This is a genomic window from Paraburkholderia sp. CNPSo 3272, assembly GCF_024206495.1.
In the GTDB taxonomy this organism is placed as follows: domain Bacteria; phylum Pseudomonadota; class Gammaproteobacteria; order Burkholderiales; family Burkholderiaceae; genus Paraburkholderia.
Window position 1 is genome coordinate 26,084 of record NZ_JAMBPQ010000047.1, and the last position, 15,388, is coordinate 41,471.

Here is a 15,388-nt window from a genome sequence, read left to right on the forward strand (position 1 = left end):
TTAGCCTTTGAGCTGATCGAGATCCTCGACATTGATCGTGTCGAGGCTGCGGAACAGGGTCACAAGAATAGCCAGACCAATTGCAGCTTCCGCCGCCGCAACTGTAAGCACGAAGAACACGAAAATCTGTCCGTGAACGTCACCGAGGTAATGCGAGAACGCGACAAAGTTCGTGTTCACCGCTAACAGCATCAGCTCAATCGCCATCAGGATGATGATGACGTTGCGCCGATTCAAAAAGATTCCGACGATCGAGATCGCAAAAAGGATCGCGCCGAGGACGAGGTAATGGGCCAGTGTCAGCATGGTTCGCTCCTTCGCGCTTAGCTCTTCGTTGCCGGTGCGGCCGGCGCGGCACCCGCCGCGGGCGCAGCCACGGCTTCGGCTTGCGCCGGTTCCGCCGGCTCCGGCACTTCCACGACGGCTTGCATCTTCACGAGGCGCACGCGGTCCTGACGACGCACGTTGACCTGCTTCGACACGTCCTGGCGCTTCGAGTCCTTCGGCTCGCGCACCGTGAGCGCGATGGCCGCGACGATCGCGACCAGCAGCACGAGGCCGGCGACTTCGAAGGCGAAGATGTAGTCGGTGTAGATGATCTTGCCGATCAGGTGTGCGTTCGAGATCGCGGCGGCAGCGGCCGGCGTGGTGTCGGGCACCGGTGTGCTCGTCGCGCCGAAGCCGTGCCACAGGATCAGCGCGGTTTCGACCACGATGATCGCGCCCACGATGGTCGCCACCGGGATGAAGCGCTTGAAGTCGCGGCTCAGCACGTCGATGTTGATGTCCAGCATCATCACCACGAACAGGAACAGCACCATCACCGCGCCCACATAGACGAGCACCAGCAGGATCGCGAGGAATTCGGCCTCGAGCAGCATCCAGATCGCGGCCGCGTTGAAGAACGCGAGCACGAGGAAGAGCGCAGACGCGACAGGATTGCGCGAAGTGATCACCTTCAGCCCTGACAGCGTGAGCAGCAGCGCGAAGATATAAAACAGGACGGTCGTGAATTCCATGATTACTGGTTCATCGTTGAGGCCTTCGTGAAGCGGATTGCGCGGCGCAGACTGGCGGCCAGACCAGGGAGCGTCGCGCCGCGGCGGTCAGGCTGCGGTATCGCGTGGGCGTTCGGCACACGCGTTCCCCACAGCCGGCCCGAACCGCGGGCCGATGCAGCGTCAAACTGAAAGATCAACGGTACGGTGCATCCGCTGCCTTGTTCGCCGCGATCTGCGCTTCATATCGATCGCCGACGGCCAGCAGCATATCCTTCGTGAAATACAGATCGCCGCGCTTCTCGCCGTGATACTCGAGAATGTGCGTTTCGACGATCGAGTCGACCGGGCAGCTTTCTTCGCAGAAACCGCAGAAAATGCACTTGGTCAGATCGATGTCGTAACGCGTCGTGCGGCGCGTGTTGTCCTCGCGCACTTCCGATTCGATCGTGATCGCGAGCGCGGGGCACACGGCCTCGCACAGCTTGCACGCGATGCAGCGCTCTTCGCCATTTTCATAGCGGCGCAGCGCGTGCAAACCCCGAAAACGCGGCGAGATAGGCGTCTTTTCTTCCGGGAACTGCACGGTGAACTTGCGCTTGAAGGCGTAACGACCCGTCAGCGCGAGCCCCTTGAGCAACTCGGTCAGGAAAAACGTCTTAAAGAAGTTTTGGATAGCGTTCATGGTTGTGTTCGCCCCTTATTTCCAGATGCTCAACGGCGACATGTACCAGAAGCCGACCACGATCAGCCAGACGATGCACACCGGAATGAACACCTTCCAGCCGAGACGCATGATCTGGTCATAGCGATAGCGCGGGAACGTCGCGCGGGCCCAGATGAAGACCGACAGCAGGCAGAAGACCTTCAGCACCAGCCAGAACACGCCCGGGATGAAGTCGAGGAACGCGAACGGCGCGCTCCAGCCGCCAAGGAACAGCACCGAGGCGAGCGCCGAGATCACGATCATGTTGATGTACTCGGCGAGGAAGAACAGCGCGAACGCCATACCCGAGTAATCGATCATGTGACCCGCGACGATTTCCGACTCCCCTTCCACCACGTCGAACGGGTGACGGTTCGTTTCGGCAATGCCCGAGATGAAGTAGACGACGAACATCGGCAAGAGCGGCAGCCAGTTCCACGAGAGGAACGTGATGCCCCAGTTCGCGAACATGCCGCGCATCTGGCCTTCGACGATCACCGAAAGATTCAGGCTGCCCGACACCATCAGCACGACGACGAGCGCGAAGCCCATCGAGATTTCGTACGAAACCATCTGCGCCGCGGCGCGCATGGCGCCGAGAAATGCGTACTTCGAGTTCGACGCCCAGCCCGCCAGGATCACGCCGTAGACGCCGATCGACGAGATCGCCATCGCGTACAGCAGGCCCGCGTTGATGTCGCCGAGCACCGCGCCCGCCTGGAACGGAATCACCGCCCAGACCGCGAAGGCCGGCACCACCACCATGATCGGCGCGACCATGTAGATCCAGCGGCTTGCCTGCGCAGGCTGAATCACTTCCTTGAGCAGCAGCTTCAACACGTCGGCGATCGGCTGCAAGAGACCTGCCGGGCCCACGCGGTTCGGGCCGAGACGCACGTGCATCCAGCCGATCAGCTTGCGCTCCCAGAGGATCAGGTACGCCACGCACAGCAGGATCACCACCGCGACGACGAGAATGCGCACCAGCGCCCAGACGGTGGGCCATGCCACGCCGAGCAGCTGGCTGCCGCCTGCATTGATCGTATCGAACAAGCTCATTTACGCCTTCTCCACCAGCAGTTCACCGAACAGGCTGCCGAGTTGCGCACCGGCCGGCGTCGCCGCCGACACGCGCACCACCGTCGGCGCAAGATTCGCATCGCGCGTTGCAGGCGCCGTCACCGACAGATCGCCCTGGCGCACGCGCACGGCGTCGCCTTCCTTCAGGCCGAGCTGGTCGAAGTATGCAGCCGGCAGGCCGATCGCGTTCGCCACGCGGGCAGCCGTGGTGAGCTGCAGCGCTTCGCCGCGGCGCACGATGTGATCGGCGTGGTAGATCGGCACGTCGGCGATGCGCTCGAAGCGGCCTTCCGCGGCTTTCTCGAGGCTGCCGCGCGCAACCGTGGCGCCGGCCTTGTTCGACAGACGGCCTTCGAAGCTGCCGTCGCCCATCGCCTTGCGGCGCACTTCTTCGGCGGTGTCGTATTCGAAACCCTTGGCGCCCAGCAGCGTGCCCAGCACGCGCAGGACCTTCCATGCCGGACGCGTGTCGCCGAGCGGGCGCACGACGCCGTTGAAGGTCTGAGCCGTACCTTCGGCGTTGATGAAGGTGCCGGACGTTTCCGTGTACGGCGCGATGGGCAGCAGCACGTCTGCGTAGTCGAGGCCCGTCTTGTACGGCGAGAACACGGCGACCATTTCGGCCTGCGCGAGCGCGGCGCGCGCGGCGGCTGGGTTGGCCGTATCGAATTCCGGCTCGACGTTCAGGAACAGATAGCCCTTGCGCGGCTGCTCGAACGCTTCGCGTGCGTTCAGGCCGTCGCGGCCCGGCAGTGCGCCGGCGATATGCGCGCCGACCGTGTTGGCCGCTTCCGTGAGAAAGCCAAGCGTCGCGCCCGTCGTTTCGGCGATGAACTGCGCGGCGGCGTGCAGGCGCGAGAATTCCGGGTGCTGGACCGCGGCGTTGCCGAGCAGCACGTAGCGGCGCTCGCCGTTCGCAAGCGACGCGGCAACCTGCTTCGCGGCTTGCGTGGCCTGTGCGCCCGCGAAACCTTCCGGCACCGCGACGCCCTTCGCTTCGGCGACAGCCGCTGCGATCGAAGCGAGTTCGTCGAGCCATGCCGAGGGCGCGGCGACGATGCGCTGCGCGTTGGGGATCAGCGAGCCGTCAGCGGTGGCCTGCAGGAAGCTGACCTGCGCCCCTCCCTTCGCAGCCTGGCGCAGACGCGCGGCGAACAGCGCGTGGTCGCGGCGCAGGAACGAGCCGATCACGAATGCCGAATCGGCATACGAGAGTTCGGCTATCGTCGTGCCGAGCCACGGCGCGCCTTCGAGCGGCGCCGAGAAGTCGCTCTGGCGCAGACGGAAGTCGACGTTCGGCGTGCCGATCGCGTCTGCGAACTGCTTGGCGAGATAGAGTTCTTCGAGGGTGCTGTGCGGGCTCGCGAGCAGCGCGAGCTGGTTTTCGCCGTGCTCGTCGCAAATGCCCTTGATGCCCTTCACGACGTATTCGAGCGCGGTCTGCCAGTCGGTCTCGACCCACTCGCCGCCCTGCTTGATCATCGGGCGCGTGAGACGGTCTTCGCTGTTCAGGCCTTCGTACGAGAAGCGGTCCTTGTCCGAGATCCAGCATTCGTTGATGGATTCGTTCTCGAACGGCAGCACGCGCATCACGCGGTTGTTCTTCACCTGCACGACGAGGTTCGCACCCGTTGCGTCGTGCGGGCTCACCGACTTGCGGCGCGACAGTTCCCACGTCCGCGCCGAGAAGCGGAACGGCTTGCTCGTGAGCGCGCCGACCGGGCACAGGTCGATCATGTTGCCCGAGAGTTCCGAGTCGACCGTCTTGCCGACGAACGAGGTGATTTCCGAGTGCTCGCCGCGGCCGAGCATGCCGAGCTCCATCACGCCGGCGATTTCGTCGCCGAAGCGCACGCAGCGCGTGCAGTGGATGCAGCGCGACATCTCTTCCATCGAGATGAGCGGACCGACGTTCTTGTGGAACACCACGCGCTTTTCTTCGCTGTAGCGCGAGGCGGACTTGCCGTAACCGACGGCCAGGTCCTGAAGCTGGCATTCGCCGCCCTGATCGCAGATCGGGCAGTCGAGCGGGTGGTTGATCAGCAGGAATTCCATCACGGCTTGCTGACCCTGCACGGCCTTGTCCGACATGGTGCGCACGACCATGCCTTGCGACACCGGCGTCGCGCACGCGGGCACGGCCTTCGGCATCTTCTCGACATCGACGAGACACATCCGGCAGTTGGCCGCGATGGAGAGCTTCTTGTGATAGCAGAAGTGCGGGATGTACGTGTCCACGCGCTGAGCAGCCTGGATCACCATGCTGCCCTCGGGCACCTGCACCTTCTTGCCGTCTATTTCAAGTTCAACCATGATGGTTAATCGTCCCTAACCTGTTACCGCTCAATTTCACAGCGGCATTCCCCGTCACTGCGCCGTTGCGTCGTGCTACGCGGTTCGCGCACAACATGCTGTCTCTTCGCCTGTCAGGCGGCCACCGTTTCCGAGGCCGCGTGCGAGCCGGCATGACCGCCGACGAGACAACGCTTGTTGTGCACGTGATATTCGAATTCGTCCCAATAATGCTTGAGCATGCCGCGCACAGGCATGGCCGCCGCGTCGCCGAGCGCGCAGATCGTGCGGCCCATGATGTTGCCCGCCACCGAGTTCAGCAGGTCCAGGTCTTCCTGGCGGCCTTCGCCGTGCTCGATGCGGTTCACCACGCGATACAGCCAGCCCGTGCCTTCGCGGCACGGCGTGCACTGGCCGCACGACTCTTCGTAATAGAAGTACGAGAGGCGCAGCAGCGAGCGCACCATGCAGCGCGTTTCGTCCATGACGATGACGGCGCCCGAGCCGAGCATCGAGCCCTGCTTGGCGATGGAGTCATAGTCCATGTCCGTCTGCATCATCAGGTCGCCCGGAATGACCGGCGCCGACGAGCCGCCCGGAATCACGGCCTTGAGTTTCTTGCCGCCGCGCATGCCGCCGGCCAGCTCCATGAGCGTCGCGAACGGGGTGCCGAGCGGGATCTCGTAGTTGCCCGGACGCTCCACGTCGCCCGAGATCGAGAAGATCTTCGTGCCGCCGTTGTTCGGCTTGCCGAGTTCCATGTACGTCTGCGGACCCACGCTCAGCAGGAACGGGACGGCTGCGAAGGTCTCGGTGTTGTTGATCGTGGTGGGCTTGCCGTACACGCCGAAGCTCGCCGGGAAAGGCGGCTTGAAGCGCGGCTGGCCCTTCTTGCCTTCGAGCGACTCGAGCAGCGCGGTTTCCTCGCCGCAGATGTACGCGCCATAGCCATGGTGCGCGTGCAGCTGGAACGAGAAGTCCGTGCCGAGAATGTTGTCGCCGAGATAGCCCGCCTGGCGCGCTTCTTCCAGCGCAGCCTCGAAGCGGCGATACACCTCAAAAATCTCGCCGTGGATGTAGTTGTAGCCCACGGTGATGCCCATCGCGTACGCGCCGATGGCCATGCCTTCGATCACGCTATGCGGATTCCAGCGCAGGATGTCGCGGTCCTTGAACGTGCCAGGCTCGCCCTCGTCCGAGTTGCAGACGAGATACTTCTGCCCCGGGAACTGACGCGGCATGAAGCTCCACTTCAGGCCGGTCGGGAAGCCCGCGCCGCCGCGGCCGCGCAGACCGCTCGCCTTCACGTCGGCGATCACCTGCTCGGGCGGAATTTTTTCTTCGAGAATACGGCGCAGCTGCTTGTAGCCGCCGCGCGCAACGTAGTCTTCGAGATGCCAGTTCTCGCCATTGAGGCCCGCGAGAATCAGCGGTTTGATGTGACGGTCGTGCAACGAAGTCATTTCGAAAGCTCCTCGAGCAGCTGGTCGATCTTCTCGCGGCTCATGAAGCTGCACATGCGGTGATTGTTCACGAGCATCACCGGTGCATCGCCGCACGCCCCCATGCACTCACCTTCTTTCAGGGTGAACTTGCCGTCGGGCGTGGTTTCGCCGAAGTCGATTCCGAGCTTCTGCTTCAGGTATTCGGCTGCGCTCTCCGAGCCGCCTTCCGGGCCGAGCTGGCACGGCAGATTCGTGCAGAGCGTGATCTTGTGCTTGCCGACCGGCCTCGTCTCGAACATCGTGTAGAACGTGGCGACTTCCTGCACCGCGACAGGCGGCATGCCGATGTAATCGGCCACGTACTGCATGATTTCGGGAGACAGCCAGCCATGCTCTTCCTGAGCAACGGCCAAAGCCGCCATCACGGCGGACTGTCGCTGATCGGCGGGGTACTTCGTCAACGCGCGATCGATTTCTTTCAGGCCTTCAGCTGAGATCATTTTCAGACACGACTCTTTCAATTCCTACCGAACGAAAACCTGCCGCGCGTTCTCATACATTCGCTGCGACAGACGTGGCGTTCCATGCTGCGTGCGCCCGGGACCGGGCGCACCTTACTGCACGCCGCCTTAGCGGTCGATTTCACCGAACACGATGTCCTGCGTGCCGATGATCGTGACCGCGTCGGCAATCATGTGCCCGCGCGCCATTTCATCGAGCGCGGCCAGGTGGGCATAACCTGGCGCACGGATCTTCAGACGATACGGCTTGTTCGCGCCATCTGACACCAGGTAGATGCCGAATTCACCCTTCGGATGTTCGACGGCAGCGTAAGCCTCGCCTTCGGGCACGTGGAAGCCTTCTGTGAAGAGCTTGAAGTGGTGAATCAGCTCTTCCATGTTCGACTTCATGTTCACGCGCGAGGGCGGCGCAACCTTGTGATTGTCGACCATCACGGGGCCGGGATTCTTGCGCAGCCACTCAATGCACTGTTTCGCGATGCGGGTGGACTGGCGCATTTCTTCGACGCGCACGAGATAGCGGTCGTAGCAGTCGCCGTTCACGCCCACCGGAATGTCGAAATCCATCTGGTCGTAGACTTCGTACGGCTGCTTCTTGCGCAGGTCCCACTCGATGCCCGAACCGCGCAGCATCGCGCCCGTGAGGCCAAGCTGCATGGCACGCTCGGGGCTCACCACACCGATGCCGACCAGACGTTGCTTCCAGATACGGTTGTCGGTGAGGAGCGTTTCGTACTCGTCGACGCAACCCGGGAAGCGCGTGAAGAAGTCGTCGATGAAGTCCAGCACCGAGCCCTGGCGCGCCTCGTTCATGCGGGCGAGCGCCTTCTCGTTGTGAATCTTCGACGCCTTGTATTGCGGCATTGCGTCAGGCAGATCGCGATACACGCCGCCCGGACGGTAATAAGCCGCGTGCATGCGTGCACCCGAGACCGCCTCGTAGACGTCCATCAGGTCTTCGCGCTCGCGGAACGCATAGAGGAACACCGCCATCGCGCCGACGTCGAGTGCGTGCGAGCCGATCCACATGAGGTGGTTCAGCACGCGCGTGACTTCGTCGAACAGCACGCGGATGTACTTCGCGCGGATCGGCACTTCAATGCCGAGCAGCTTTTCGATGGCGAGCACATAGCCGTGCTCGTTGACCATCATCGACACGTAGTCGAGACGGTCCATGTACGGCACCGACTGAATGAACGTCTTGCTCTCCGCGAGCTTTTCGGTCGCGCGATGCAGCAGGCCGATGTGCGGATCGGCGCGCTGGATCACTTCGCCGTCGAGCTCGAGCACGAGGCGCAGCACACCGTGCGCTGCCGGGTGCTGCGGGCCGAAGTTGAGCGTGTAGTTCTTGATCTCTGACATGCGACCCTCTTAGTGTTTCTTCAGACCGCCGTAGCGATCTTCGCGGATCACACGCGGCGTGATCTCGCGCGGCTCGATCGTGACGGGCTGGTAGACCACGCGCTTCTGCTCCGGGTCGTAACGCATTTCGACATAGCCCGAAACCGGGAAGTCCTTGCGGAACGGATGGCCGATGAAACCGTAGTCGGTCAGGATGCGGCGCAGGTCGGGGTGGCCTTCGAAGACGATGCCGAACAGGTCGAACGCCTCGCGCTCGTACCAGTTGGCCGAATTCCAGATCTCGACGAGCGAGGGCACGATAGGCACTTCGTCGTCCGGCGCGAACACGCGCAGACGCACGCGCCAGTTGTTCGCGAGCGACAGCAGATGCGACACCGCGGCGAAGCGCGGGCCTTCCCAGGCGCCGTCGCCGAAGGTCTGGTAGTCGACGCCGCACAGGTCGACCAGTTGCTCGAAGCGCAGCGAGGGATTGTCGCGCAGCTCCTTGGCCACCGCGAGGGACTCGCCCGCCTTGACGACCAGCGTCAGCTCGCCGAGCGCCTCGGTGAGGCTGACGATGCGCGCGCCGAGGGCCGCTTCGAGGTTCGCTTTCAGGGTCTCGAGTTTGCTTGCCATATTGTGGGGAGGCTCGCGGCCTTTATTGACGGGCGATGGTGCTGGTGCGGCGAATCTTCGCCTGCAACTGGATCACCCCGTAGACCAGGGCTTCCGCTGTCGGCGGGCATCCCGGCACATAGACGTCGACCGGCACGATGCGATCACAACCGCGCACGACCGAATACGAATAGTGGTAGTAGCCGCCGCCGTTGGCGCACGACCCCATCGAAATGACCCAGCGCGGCTCGGCCATCTGGTCGTAGACCTTGCGCAGCGCCGGCGCCATCTTGTTGCAGAGCGTGCCGGCGACGATCATGACGTCCGACTGACGCGGGCTCGGACGGAACACCACGCCGAAACGGTCAAGGTCATAACGGGCCGCGCCCGCGTGCATCATCTCGACCGCGCAACACGCCAGACCGAACGTCATCGGCCACAGCGAGCCAGTGCGCGTCCAGTTGATCAGCTTGTCAGCCGTGGTGGTGACAAACCCTTCCTTCAAGACCCCTTCGATACTCATGTGCTTTCCACTCCAGACGGACAGCCCACAGTTTCACCGCAGTGCCGCCCATGCAATCCGGCGATTAACCCATTATTCCCAGTCGAGACCACCCTTCTTCCAGATGTAGGCAAAGCCCAGCAGGAATTCGAGCAGAAACAGCATCATCGACAGGAAGCCCGGCCACCCGATGTCGCGCAGGGCCACGCCCCACGGAAACAGGAACGCCGTTTCGAGGTCGAAGATGATGAAGAGGATGGCGACCAGGTAGTAGCGTACGTCGAACTTCATGCGGGCGTCTTCGAAGGCTTCGAAGCCGCACTCGTACGGCGAATTTTTTTCGCTGTCTGGCCGGTTGGGACCGAGGACCTTGCCGATTGTCACTAGCGCTATGCCCAGACCAACACCCACGAGGAGGAACAGAAGGACGGGGAAATAGGCAGCGAGGTTCAAGGCTATCCTCTATATCGGTTGGTTCTGAGGTTCCGCTGGAACTTGCACCGCTCCGCGGGAATCACTTCACGTACTTCGCGCTGCGAACAGAAGACGAACACGACGTAAGAAGCAAAAATGCCAGCCGAAGCTGAAGCAAGCGGCTGGCATTTTTTAGATAACATTGGTGCCGACGGCGAGACTCGAACTCGCACAGCTTTCGCCACTACCCCCTCAAGATAGCGTGTCTACCAATTTCACCACGTCGGCACTACATGCAATCCGGGACAACAAAATCTTGCAACCCGCGAATCGCTTCAAGACTTAGATTCTAACTTGTTTCCGTTCGTTGTTCAACGCACAAAACAGGTTTTTCAAACTTATTTCGGAACGTCGTTGCCAGGTTGCGAGGCTGCTGCAGCCGGCGAAGCCGCCGCCGGAGCGGATGCGCCAGGAGCAGGTGCAACCGGCGCCGAAGCAGCCGGCGCCGAGGCTACGACCGGGGCTGGAACCGAAGCGCCAAGCACGCCCGCCGAAGGCTTCGCATGATACGACCCCAGGTAGGTTAACGCAAGGGTGGAGCAGAAAAACACCGTTGCGAGAACTGCGGTAGTACGCGAAAGGAAGTTCGCGGAACCGCTCGCGCCGAACAGGCTGCCCGACGCACCGCTGCCGAATGCGGCGCCCATGTCCGCGCCTTTGCCGTGCTGCAGCAAGACGAGGCCGATCACCCCGAGTGCCGACAGAAGCTGGACGACGATAATCAACGTTTTCAAATACAGCATCACACTCACCTGAGTCCTGGTTGAACGCCCGCCCCTCCCGGAGCAGACGCATAAGCAGCCCGCACGACGCGTTTTAGTTCGAATGCTTCGTGCGCAAGCCTTTAGCTCGCGACGCTGGCGCCCGCCGCAGCGGCCACGCAGATCGCGAGGAAATCACCCTCTTTCAGCGACGCACCGCCGATCAGGCCGCCGTCGATGTCGGCCTGACGGAAGAGCTCCGCCGCATTTTCCGGCTTCACGCTGCCGCCGTAGAGCAGCGGCACGTCCGCCACCTGCGCGCCCTTGGCCGCGAGGCGCGCACGCAGGAACGCGTGCACCTGCTGGGCCTGCGCCGAGCTCGCGCTCTTGCCCGTGCCGATCGCCCAGACTGGCTCGTAGGCGACGACGATACGCGCCGCCTCTTCGGCCGTCAGCGCGGCCAGCACGGCGTCGATCTGTGCGCCGACCACGCGCTCGGTCGCGCCCGACTCGCGCTCTTCGAGCGTCTCGCCCACGCAGACGATAGGCGTGAGGCCCGCGGCAAGCGCGCGCTGCGCCTTCACAGCGACGCATTCGGAACTTTCGCCGTGGTAGGCGCGGCGTTCCGAGTGACCAACGATCGCGAACGTGGCTTCGAAGTCGGCAACCATGCCTGCCGCGACTTCGCCCGTATAGGCGCCCTGCTCGTGCGCAGAAATGTCCTGCGCGCCCCACTGAACACGGCCGCCGCCGAGCAGCGCCTGCGCCTGCGCGAGATACGGGAACGGCACGCACACACCGACGTGCACATCCGCGGGCAGCGCCTGCGCGCCGCGCGCAACGCCTTCCAGCAGTGCCGCATTGACCGCAAGGCGGCCATGCATCTTCCAGTTACCGACTACGAGCTTCGATCGTTGTTTCGTCATTGTTCCGGTTGCTGTTAAAAGCGGACGCAAAACACATAATTTTACTGCGTGAAAACCAGACGGGTCAAACCGCCCCGCCCGGGATGCACAAAAAACACGTGAAAAAAATCCCGGAAAATCAAGCACGAGCGGATCGCTCATGCCGATGCGCCGTCAGGCCGCGCCGCTCCAGTCGAGCATGATCTTGCCGATATGCTCGCTGCTTTCCATCAGCGCATGGGCTTCGGCGGCCTGCGCGGCGGGAAATACGCGGAACACGACGGGCTTGATGCGACCGTCTTCGATGAGGGGCCAGACCTTCGCCTTGAGTTCCTGAGCGATCTGGGCCTTGAACTCCACTGAACGCGCGCGCAGCGTCGAACCGGTCACGGTGAGCCGGCGCCGCAGGATCTCGCCCATGTTGAGTTCGGCCTTGGAGCCGCCGAGCGTCGCGATGAGCACGATGCGGCCCCCGGTTGCCAGCGCGGAAAGCTCGCGCGCCACATAGCCGCCGGCCACCATGTCAAGGATCACGTCCACGCCGCGGTCGTTCGTGAGCGCCTTCACGACCTCCACGAAATCGCTGCTGCGGTAGTTGATGGCGCGGTCGGCTCCGAGCGCTTCGCAGGCGCGGCACTTGTCGTCCGAGCCCGCGGTGGCGAACACGCGAAAGCCGAGGGCGTGTGCGATCTGAATCGCCGTCACGCCGATGCCGCTCGAGCCGCCCTGCACGAGCAGCGTCTCGTTCTCGCCGCCCTCGCCCTGGCCCAGGTAGGCGCGCTGGAAGACGTTGCTCCAGACCGTGAAGAACGTTTCGGGCAGCGAGGCCGCCTCGACATCCGTGAGCCCCAGCGGCACCGGCAGGCATTGCGCGAGCGGCGCGACCGCGTATTCGGCGTAACCGCCGCCCGCGATCAGCGCGCACACGCGATCGCCGATTTTCAGCCCGAACGGATTGCTCTTCTCGTCGATCGAGCCGCCGACGATCTCGCCCGCCACCTCGAGCCCCGGCAGATCGGAAATGCCCGGCGGCGGCGCATACGAGCCCTTGCGCTGGAACACGTCGGGACGGTTCACACCCGAGGCGCTCACCTTGATCAGCACTTCACCGGCCTTCGGCTCGGGAGTTGGCCGTTCGGCCAGCTTGAGCACGTCCGGCGCACCGAATTCCGTAATCTCGACTGCCTTCATCTCGCCTCTCCTCAGCGCTTCGCGCCCCAACTGGATGGCGCTGCGCACGCGACAGGATTGACGCATGCGCACTGCCATTCACCCTCATTGTCATGAAAAACGGCCGGCGCGTTTTGCACGCTGCCGGCCGTTTGAGCTTACCGCTTTACTGCTGCGGCTCGCCTTGCGGTGCGCCGCCATTGGCTTGCTCGTTGAGCAGCGCCTTGGCGGACAGGCGCACGCGGCCCTTCTCGTCCGTCTGGATGACCTTGACCTTCACGACCTGGCCTTCCTTCAGATAGTCGTTGATGTCCTTGATGCGCTCGTTAGCGATCTCGGAGATGTGCAGCAGACCATCCTTGCCCGGCAGCAGGTTCACGATCGCGCCGAAGTCCAGCAGCTTGAGGACCGCGCCTTCGTACACCTGGCCCACTTCTATTTCGGCCGTGATGTTCTCGATGCGCTTCTTCGCTTCGGCCATGCCTTCGCTCGACGTCGAGGCGATGGTCACGACGCCGTCGTCGGAGATGTCGATCGTCGTGCCCGTTTCTTCCGTCAGCGCGCGGATCACCGAACCGCCCTTGCCGATCACGTCGCGGATCTTTTCCGGGTTGATCTTGATGGTGATCATGCGCGGAGCGTACGCCGACAGTTCGGTGTTCACACCCGACACGGCCGAGGTCATCTTGCCGAGGATGTGCATACGGCCTTCCTTCGCTTGCGCGAGGGCGACCTGCATGATTTCCTTGGTGATACCCTGGATCTTGATGTCCATCTGTAGCGCGGTCACGCCAGCTTCCGTACCCGCCACCTTGAAGTCCATGTCGCCGAGGTGATCTTCGTCGCCGAGGATGTCGGTCAGCACAGCGAACTTGTTGCCTTCGAGGATCAGGCCCATCGCGATGCCGGCGACGTGCGCCTTCATCGGCACGCCGGCGTCCATCAGCGCGAGGCAGCCGCCGCACACCGATGCCATCGACGACGAACCGTTCGACTCGGTGATTTCCGAGACCACGCGGATGGAGTAGCCGAACTCTTCGGCGCTCGGCAGGCACGCGACGAGCGCGCGCTTGGCGAGACGGCCGTGGCCGATTTCACGGCGCTTGGGCGAGCCAACACGGCCCGTTTCGCCGGTCGCGAACGGGGGCATGTTGTAGTGGAGCATGAAGCGGTCACGGTACTCGCCTTCGAGCGCGTCGATGATCTGTTCGTCGCCCTTGGTGCCGAGCGTCGCGACGACCAGCGCCTGCGTTTCGCCGCGCGTGAAGAGCGCCGAACCGTGGGTGCGCGGCAGCACGCCCGTGCGGATCTCGATCGGGCGCACCGTGCGCGTGTCGCGGCCGTCGATACGCGGCTCGCCGTTCAGGATCTGCGAACGGACGATCTTCGCTTCGAGGTCGAACACGATGTTGCCGACCGTGGCCTTGTCGGCCGCCGTCGTGCCGGCCGCAGCCGCTTCTTCTTCGAGCTTGGCCGACGTCGCTGCGTAGACTTCCTTCAGCTTGGCCGAACGCTGCTGCTTGTCGCGCAGTTGGTACGCGGCGAGCAGGTTGTCGTTGGCAATGGCCGTGACGCGTGCGATGAGCGCTTCGTCCTTCGGCGCCGGCGTCCAGTCCCATTCGGGCTTGCCGCCGTCACGCACCAGTTCGTGGATCGCGTCGATGGCCGTTTGCATCTGCTCGTGGCCGAACACGACCGCGCCGAGCATCACGTCTTCCGGCAGCTGGTCGGCTTCCGATTCCACCATCAGCACGGCGCGCTCGGTACCGGCCACGACGAGGTCGAGGCGCGATTCCTTGATCTGTGCGCGCGTCGGGTTGAGCACGTACTCGTTGTTGATGTAGGCCACGCGTGCGGCGCCCACCGGGCCGTTGAACGGCAGACCCGAGATCGCCAGCGCAGCCGACGCGCCGATCAGCGCCGGGATGTCAGCCGGAACTTCCGGGTTGATCGACAGGACGTGGATCACGACCTGGACTTCGTTGTAATAGCCTTCCGGGAAAAGCGGGCGCAGCGGACGGTCGATCAGGCGCGAGACGAGCGTCTCGCCTTCCGACGGACGGCCTTCGCGACGGAAGAAGCCGCCCGGAATCTTGCCGGCCGAATAGGTCTTTTCGATGTAGTCGACGGTGAGCGGGAAGAAGTCCTGACCCGGCTTGGCGGTCTTCGCGCCGACGACGGTCGCGAGCACGACGGTGTCTTCGACGTCGACGATGACGGCGCCGCTGGCCTGACGGGCGATCTCACCCGTTTCGAGGCGCACGTTGTGCTGGCCCCATTTGAATTCCTTCACGACTTTATTGAACATGGTCATGGTCACTCACTCCTTACTCATTTGTTATGCGCCGCCCGCACACGCGGACGATGCGGCAAGACAGGCTCCGACACCGCGCAGGAAGAGGAGTGTTATGCCATTCCAGCGGATCGCGAAGTTGCAAAACGGTTGCAGTGCGGCTGTGACGCACCGCCGCGTACGATCTGCTGGAATGACACAAAGCTCTGCCCCGAGGCCCGGCCCTGCTGCTTGTACTGCTGGTGCTACGTGGTGCTGCCTTGTGTTACCGACCGGTGTTTATCGCATCAGAGCGGCTTGAAAAGCCGCATGAAGCGCACCGTTCAAAAACAAAATGCCTGCATC

The 15,388-nt window shown here is 63.3% G+C and carries 15 protein-coding genes and 1 tRNA gene; all 16 read right to left on the reverse strand.

The genetic code is table 11. From position 1 onward, the window contains the following. The 16 genes from nuoK to pnp all read right to left on the reverse strand — a co-directional run bounded on the left by nuoK (position 1) and on the right by pnp (position 15,064). On the reverse strand, positions 1 to 306 hold the full coding sequence (gene nuoK / locus M3I53_RS33100) for an NADH-quinone oxidoreductase subunit NuoK (RefSeq protein WP_006052894.1): 306 nt from the start codon (positions 304 to 306) through the stop codon (positions 1 to 3). 17 nt (positions 307 to 323) lie between these two features. Next, entirely contained in the window at positions 324 to 1,019 is a 696-nt protein-coding gene (locus M3I53_RS33105; RefSeq protein WP_254320016.1) for an NADH-quinone oxidoreductase subunit J, read from the reverse strand. 175 nt (positions 1,020 to 1,194) lie between these two features. After that, positions 1,195 to 1,683, reverse strand: coding sequence for an NADH-quinone oxidoreductase subunit NuoI (gene nuoI / locus M3I53_RS33110; protein ID WP_028205671.1), 489 nt, complete (start codon positions 1,681 to 1,683; stop codon positions 1,195 to 1,197). Between the two features lie 15 nt (positions 1,684 to 1,698). Continuing rightward, positions 1,699 to 2,763, reverse strand: a complete 1,065-nt coding sequence (gene nuoH, locus M3I53_RS33115) for an NADH-quinone oxidoreductase subunit NuoH (RefSeq protein WP_042271744.1) — start codon at positions 2,761 to 2,763, stop codon at positions 1,699 to 1,701. Then, entirely contained in the window at positions 2,764 to 5,097 is a 2,334-nt protein-coding gene (gene nuoG / locus M3I53_RS33120) for an NADH-quinone oxidoreductase subunit NuoG (RefSeq protein WP_254320017.1), read from the reverse strand. It lies immediately after the preceding gene. A 113-nt stretch (positions 5,098 to 5,210) separates the two neighbouring features. Next, positions 5,211 to 6,539 (reverse strand): NADH-quinone oxidoreductase subunit NuoF, encoded by a 1,329-nt coding sequence (gene nuoF, locus M3I53_RS33125; protein ID WP_254320018.1) that lies wholly within the window; start codon positions 6,537 to 6,539, stop codon positions 5,211 to 5,213. Further along, on the reverse strand, positions 6,536 to 7,021 hold the full coding sequence (gene nuoE / locus M3I53_RS33130) for an NADH-quinone oxidoreductase subunit NuoE (protein WP_254320019.1): 486 nt from the start codon (positions 7,019 to 7,021) through the stop codon (positions 6,536 to 6,538). Before nuoE ends, nuoF begins: the two co-directional genes overlap by 4 nt. 129 nt (positions 7,022 to 7,150) lie before the next feature. Next, on the reverse strand, positions 7,151 to 8,404 hold the full coding sequence (locus M3I53_RS33135) for an NADH-quinone oxidoreductase subunit D (protein WP_254320020.1): 1,254 nt from the start codon (positions 8,402 to 8,404) through the stop codon (positions 7,151 to 7,153). 9 nt (positions 8,405 to 8,413) lie between these two features. Next, positions 8,414 to 9,019, reverse strand: coding sequence for an NADH-quinone oxidoreductase subunit C (locus M3I53_RS33140; RefSeq protein WP_069265281.1), 606 nt, complete (start codon positions 9,017 to 9,019; stop codon positions 8,414 to 8,416). 22 nt (positions 9,020 to 9,041) lie between these two features. Continuing rightward, on the reverse strand, positions 9,042 to 9,521 hold the full coding sequence (locus M3I53_RS33145) for an NADH-quinone oxidoreductase subunit B family protein (RefSeq protein ID WP_027819582.1): 480 nt from the start codon (positions 9,519 to 9,521) through the stop codon (positions 9,042 to 9,044). Between the two features lie 72 nt (positions 9,522 to 9,593). Further along, positions 9,594 to 9,953 (reverse strand): NADH-quinone oxidoreductase subunit A, encoded by a 360-nt coding sequence (locus tag M3I53_RS33150; protein WP_028205678.1) that lies wholly within the window; start codon positions 9,951 to 9,953, stop codon positions 9,594 to 9,596. A gap of 164 nt (positions 9,954 to 10,117) precedes the next feature. Continuing rightward, positions 10,118 to 10,202 (reverse strand) — tRNA-Leu (locus M3I53_RS33155). A 110-nt stretch (positions 10,203 to 10,312) separates the two neighbouring features. Beyond that, positions 10,313 to 10,717, reverse strand: coding sequence for a preprotein translocase subunit SecG (gene secG, locus M3I53_RS33160; RefSeq protein ID WP_069265282.1), 405 nt, complete (start codon positions 10,715 to 10,717; stop codon positions 10,313 to 10,315). A gap of 101 nt (positions 10,718 to 10,818) precedes the next feature. Beyond that, positions 10,819 to 11,601, reverse strand: a complete 783-nt coding sequence (tpiA, locus tag M3I53_RS33165; RefSeq protein ID WP_254320021.1) for a triose-phosphate isomerase — start codon at positions 11,599 to 11,601, stop codon at positions 10,819 to 10,821. A 153-nt stretch (positions 11,602 to 11,754) separates the two neighbouring features. After that, positions 11,755 to 12,771 carry an NAD(P)H-quinone oxidoreductase gene (locus M3I53_RS33170; protein WP_254320022.1) on the reverse strand — a complete coding sequence of 339 codons (1,017 nt, stop codon included), beginning with the start codon at positions 12,769 to 12,771 and terminating at the stop codon, positions 11,755 to 11,757. A 145-nt stretch (positions 12,772 to 12,916) separates the two neighbouring features. Then, positions 12,917 to 15,064 (reverse strand): polyribonucleotide nucleotidyltransferase, encoded by a 2,148-nt coding sequence (pnp, locus tag M3I53_RS33175; protein ID WP_254320023.1) that lies wholly within the window; start codon positions 15,062 to 15,064, stop codon positions 12,917 to 12,919. Positions 15,065 to 15,388: the final 324 nt, after the last annotated feature.

Coding starts and splice junctions, on each gene's coding strand:
- nuoF (WP_254320018.1), bottom strand. CDS start 6,539: ATGACTTCGTTGCACGACCGTCACATCAAACCGCTGATTCTCGCGGGC.
- M3I53_RS33135 (WP_254320020.1), bottom strand. CDS start 8,404: ATGTCAGAGATCAAGAACTACACGCTCAACTTCGGCCCGCAGCACCCG.
- nuoH (WP_042271744.1), bottom strand. CDS start 2,763: ATGAGCTTGTTCGATACGATCAATGCAGGCGGCAGCCAGCTGCTCGGC.
- M3I53_RS33170 (WP_254320022.1), bottom strand. CDS start 12,771: ATGAAGGCAGTCGAGATTACGGAATTCGGTGCGCCGGACGTGCTCAAG.
- secG (WP_069265282.1), bottom strand. CDS start 10,717: ATGCTGTATTTGAAAACGTTGATTATCGTCGTCCAGCTTCTGTCGGCA.
- nuoG (WP_254320017.1), bottom strand. CDS start 5,097: ATGGTTGAACTTGAAATAGACGGCAAGAAGGTGCAGGTGCCCGAGGGC.
- M3I53_RS33145 (WP_027819582.1), bottom strand. CDS start 9,521: ATGAGTATCGAAGGGGTCTTGAAGGAAGGGTTTGTCACCACCACGGCT.
- M3I53_RS33140 (WP_069265281.1), bottom strand. CDS start 9,019: ATGGCAAGCAAACTCGAGACCCTGAAAGCGAACCTCGAAGCGGCCCTC.
- nuoE (WP_254320019.1), bottom strand. CDS start 7,021: ATGATCTCAGCTGAAGGCCTGAAAGAAATCGATCGCGCGTTGACGAAG.
- tpiA (WP_254320021.1), bottom strand. CDS start 11,601: ATGACGAAACAACGATCGAAGCTCGTAGTCGGTAACTGGAAGATGCAT.
- nuoI (WP_028205671.1), bottom strand. CDS start 1,683: ATGAACGCTATCCAAAACTTCTTTAAGACGTTTTTCCTGACCGAGTTG.
- nuoK (WP_006052894.1), bottom strand. CDS start 306: ATGCTGACACTGGCCCATTACCTCGTCCTCGGCGCGATCCTTTTTGCG.
- M3I53_RS33105 (WP_254320016.1), bottom strand. CDS start 1,019: ATGGAATTCACGACCGTCCTGTTTTATATCTTCGCGCTGCTGCTCACG.
- pnp (WP_254320023.1), bottom strand. CDS start 15,064: ATGACCATGTTCAATAAAGTCGTGAAGGAATTCAAATGGGGCCAGCAC.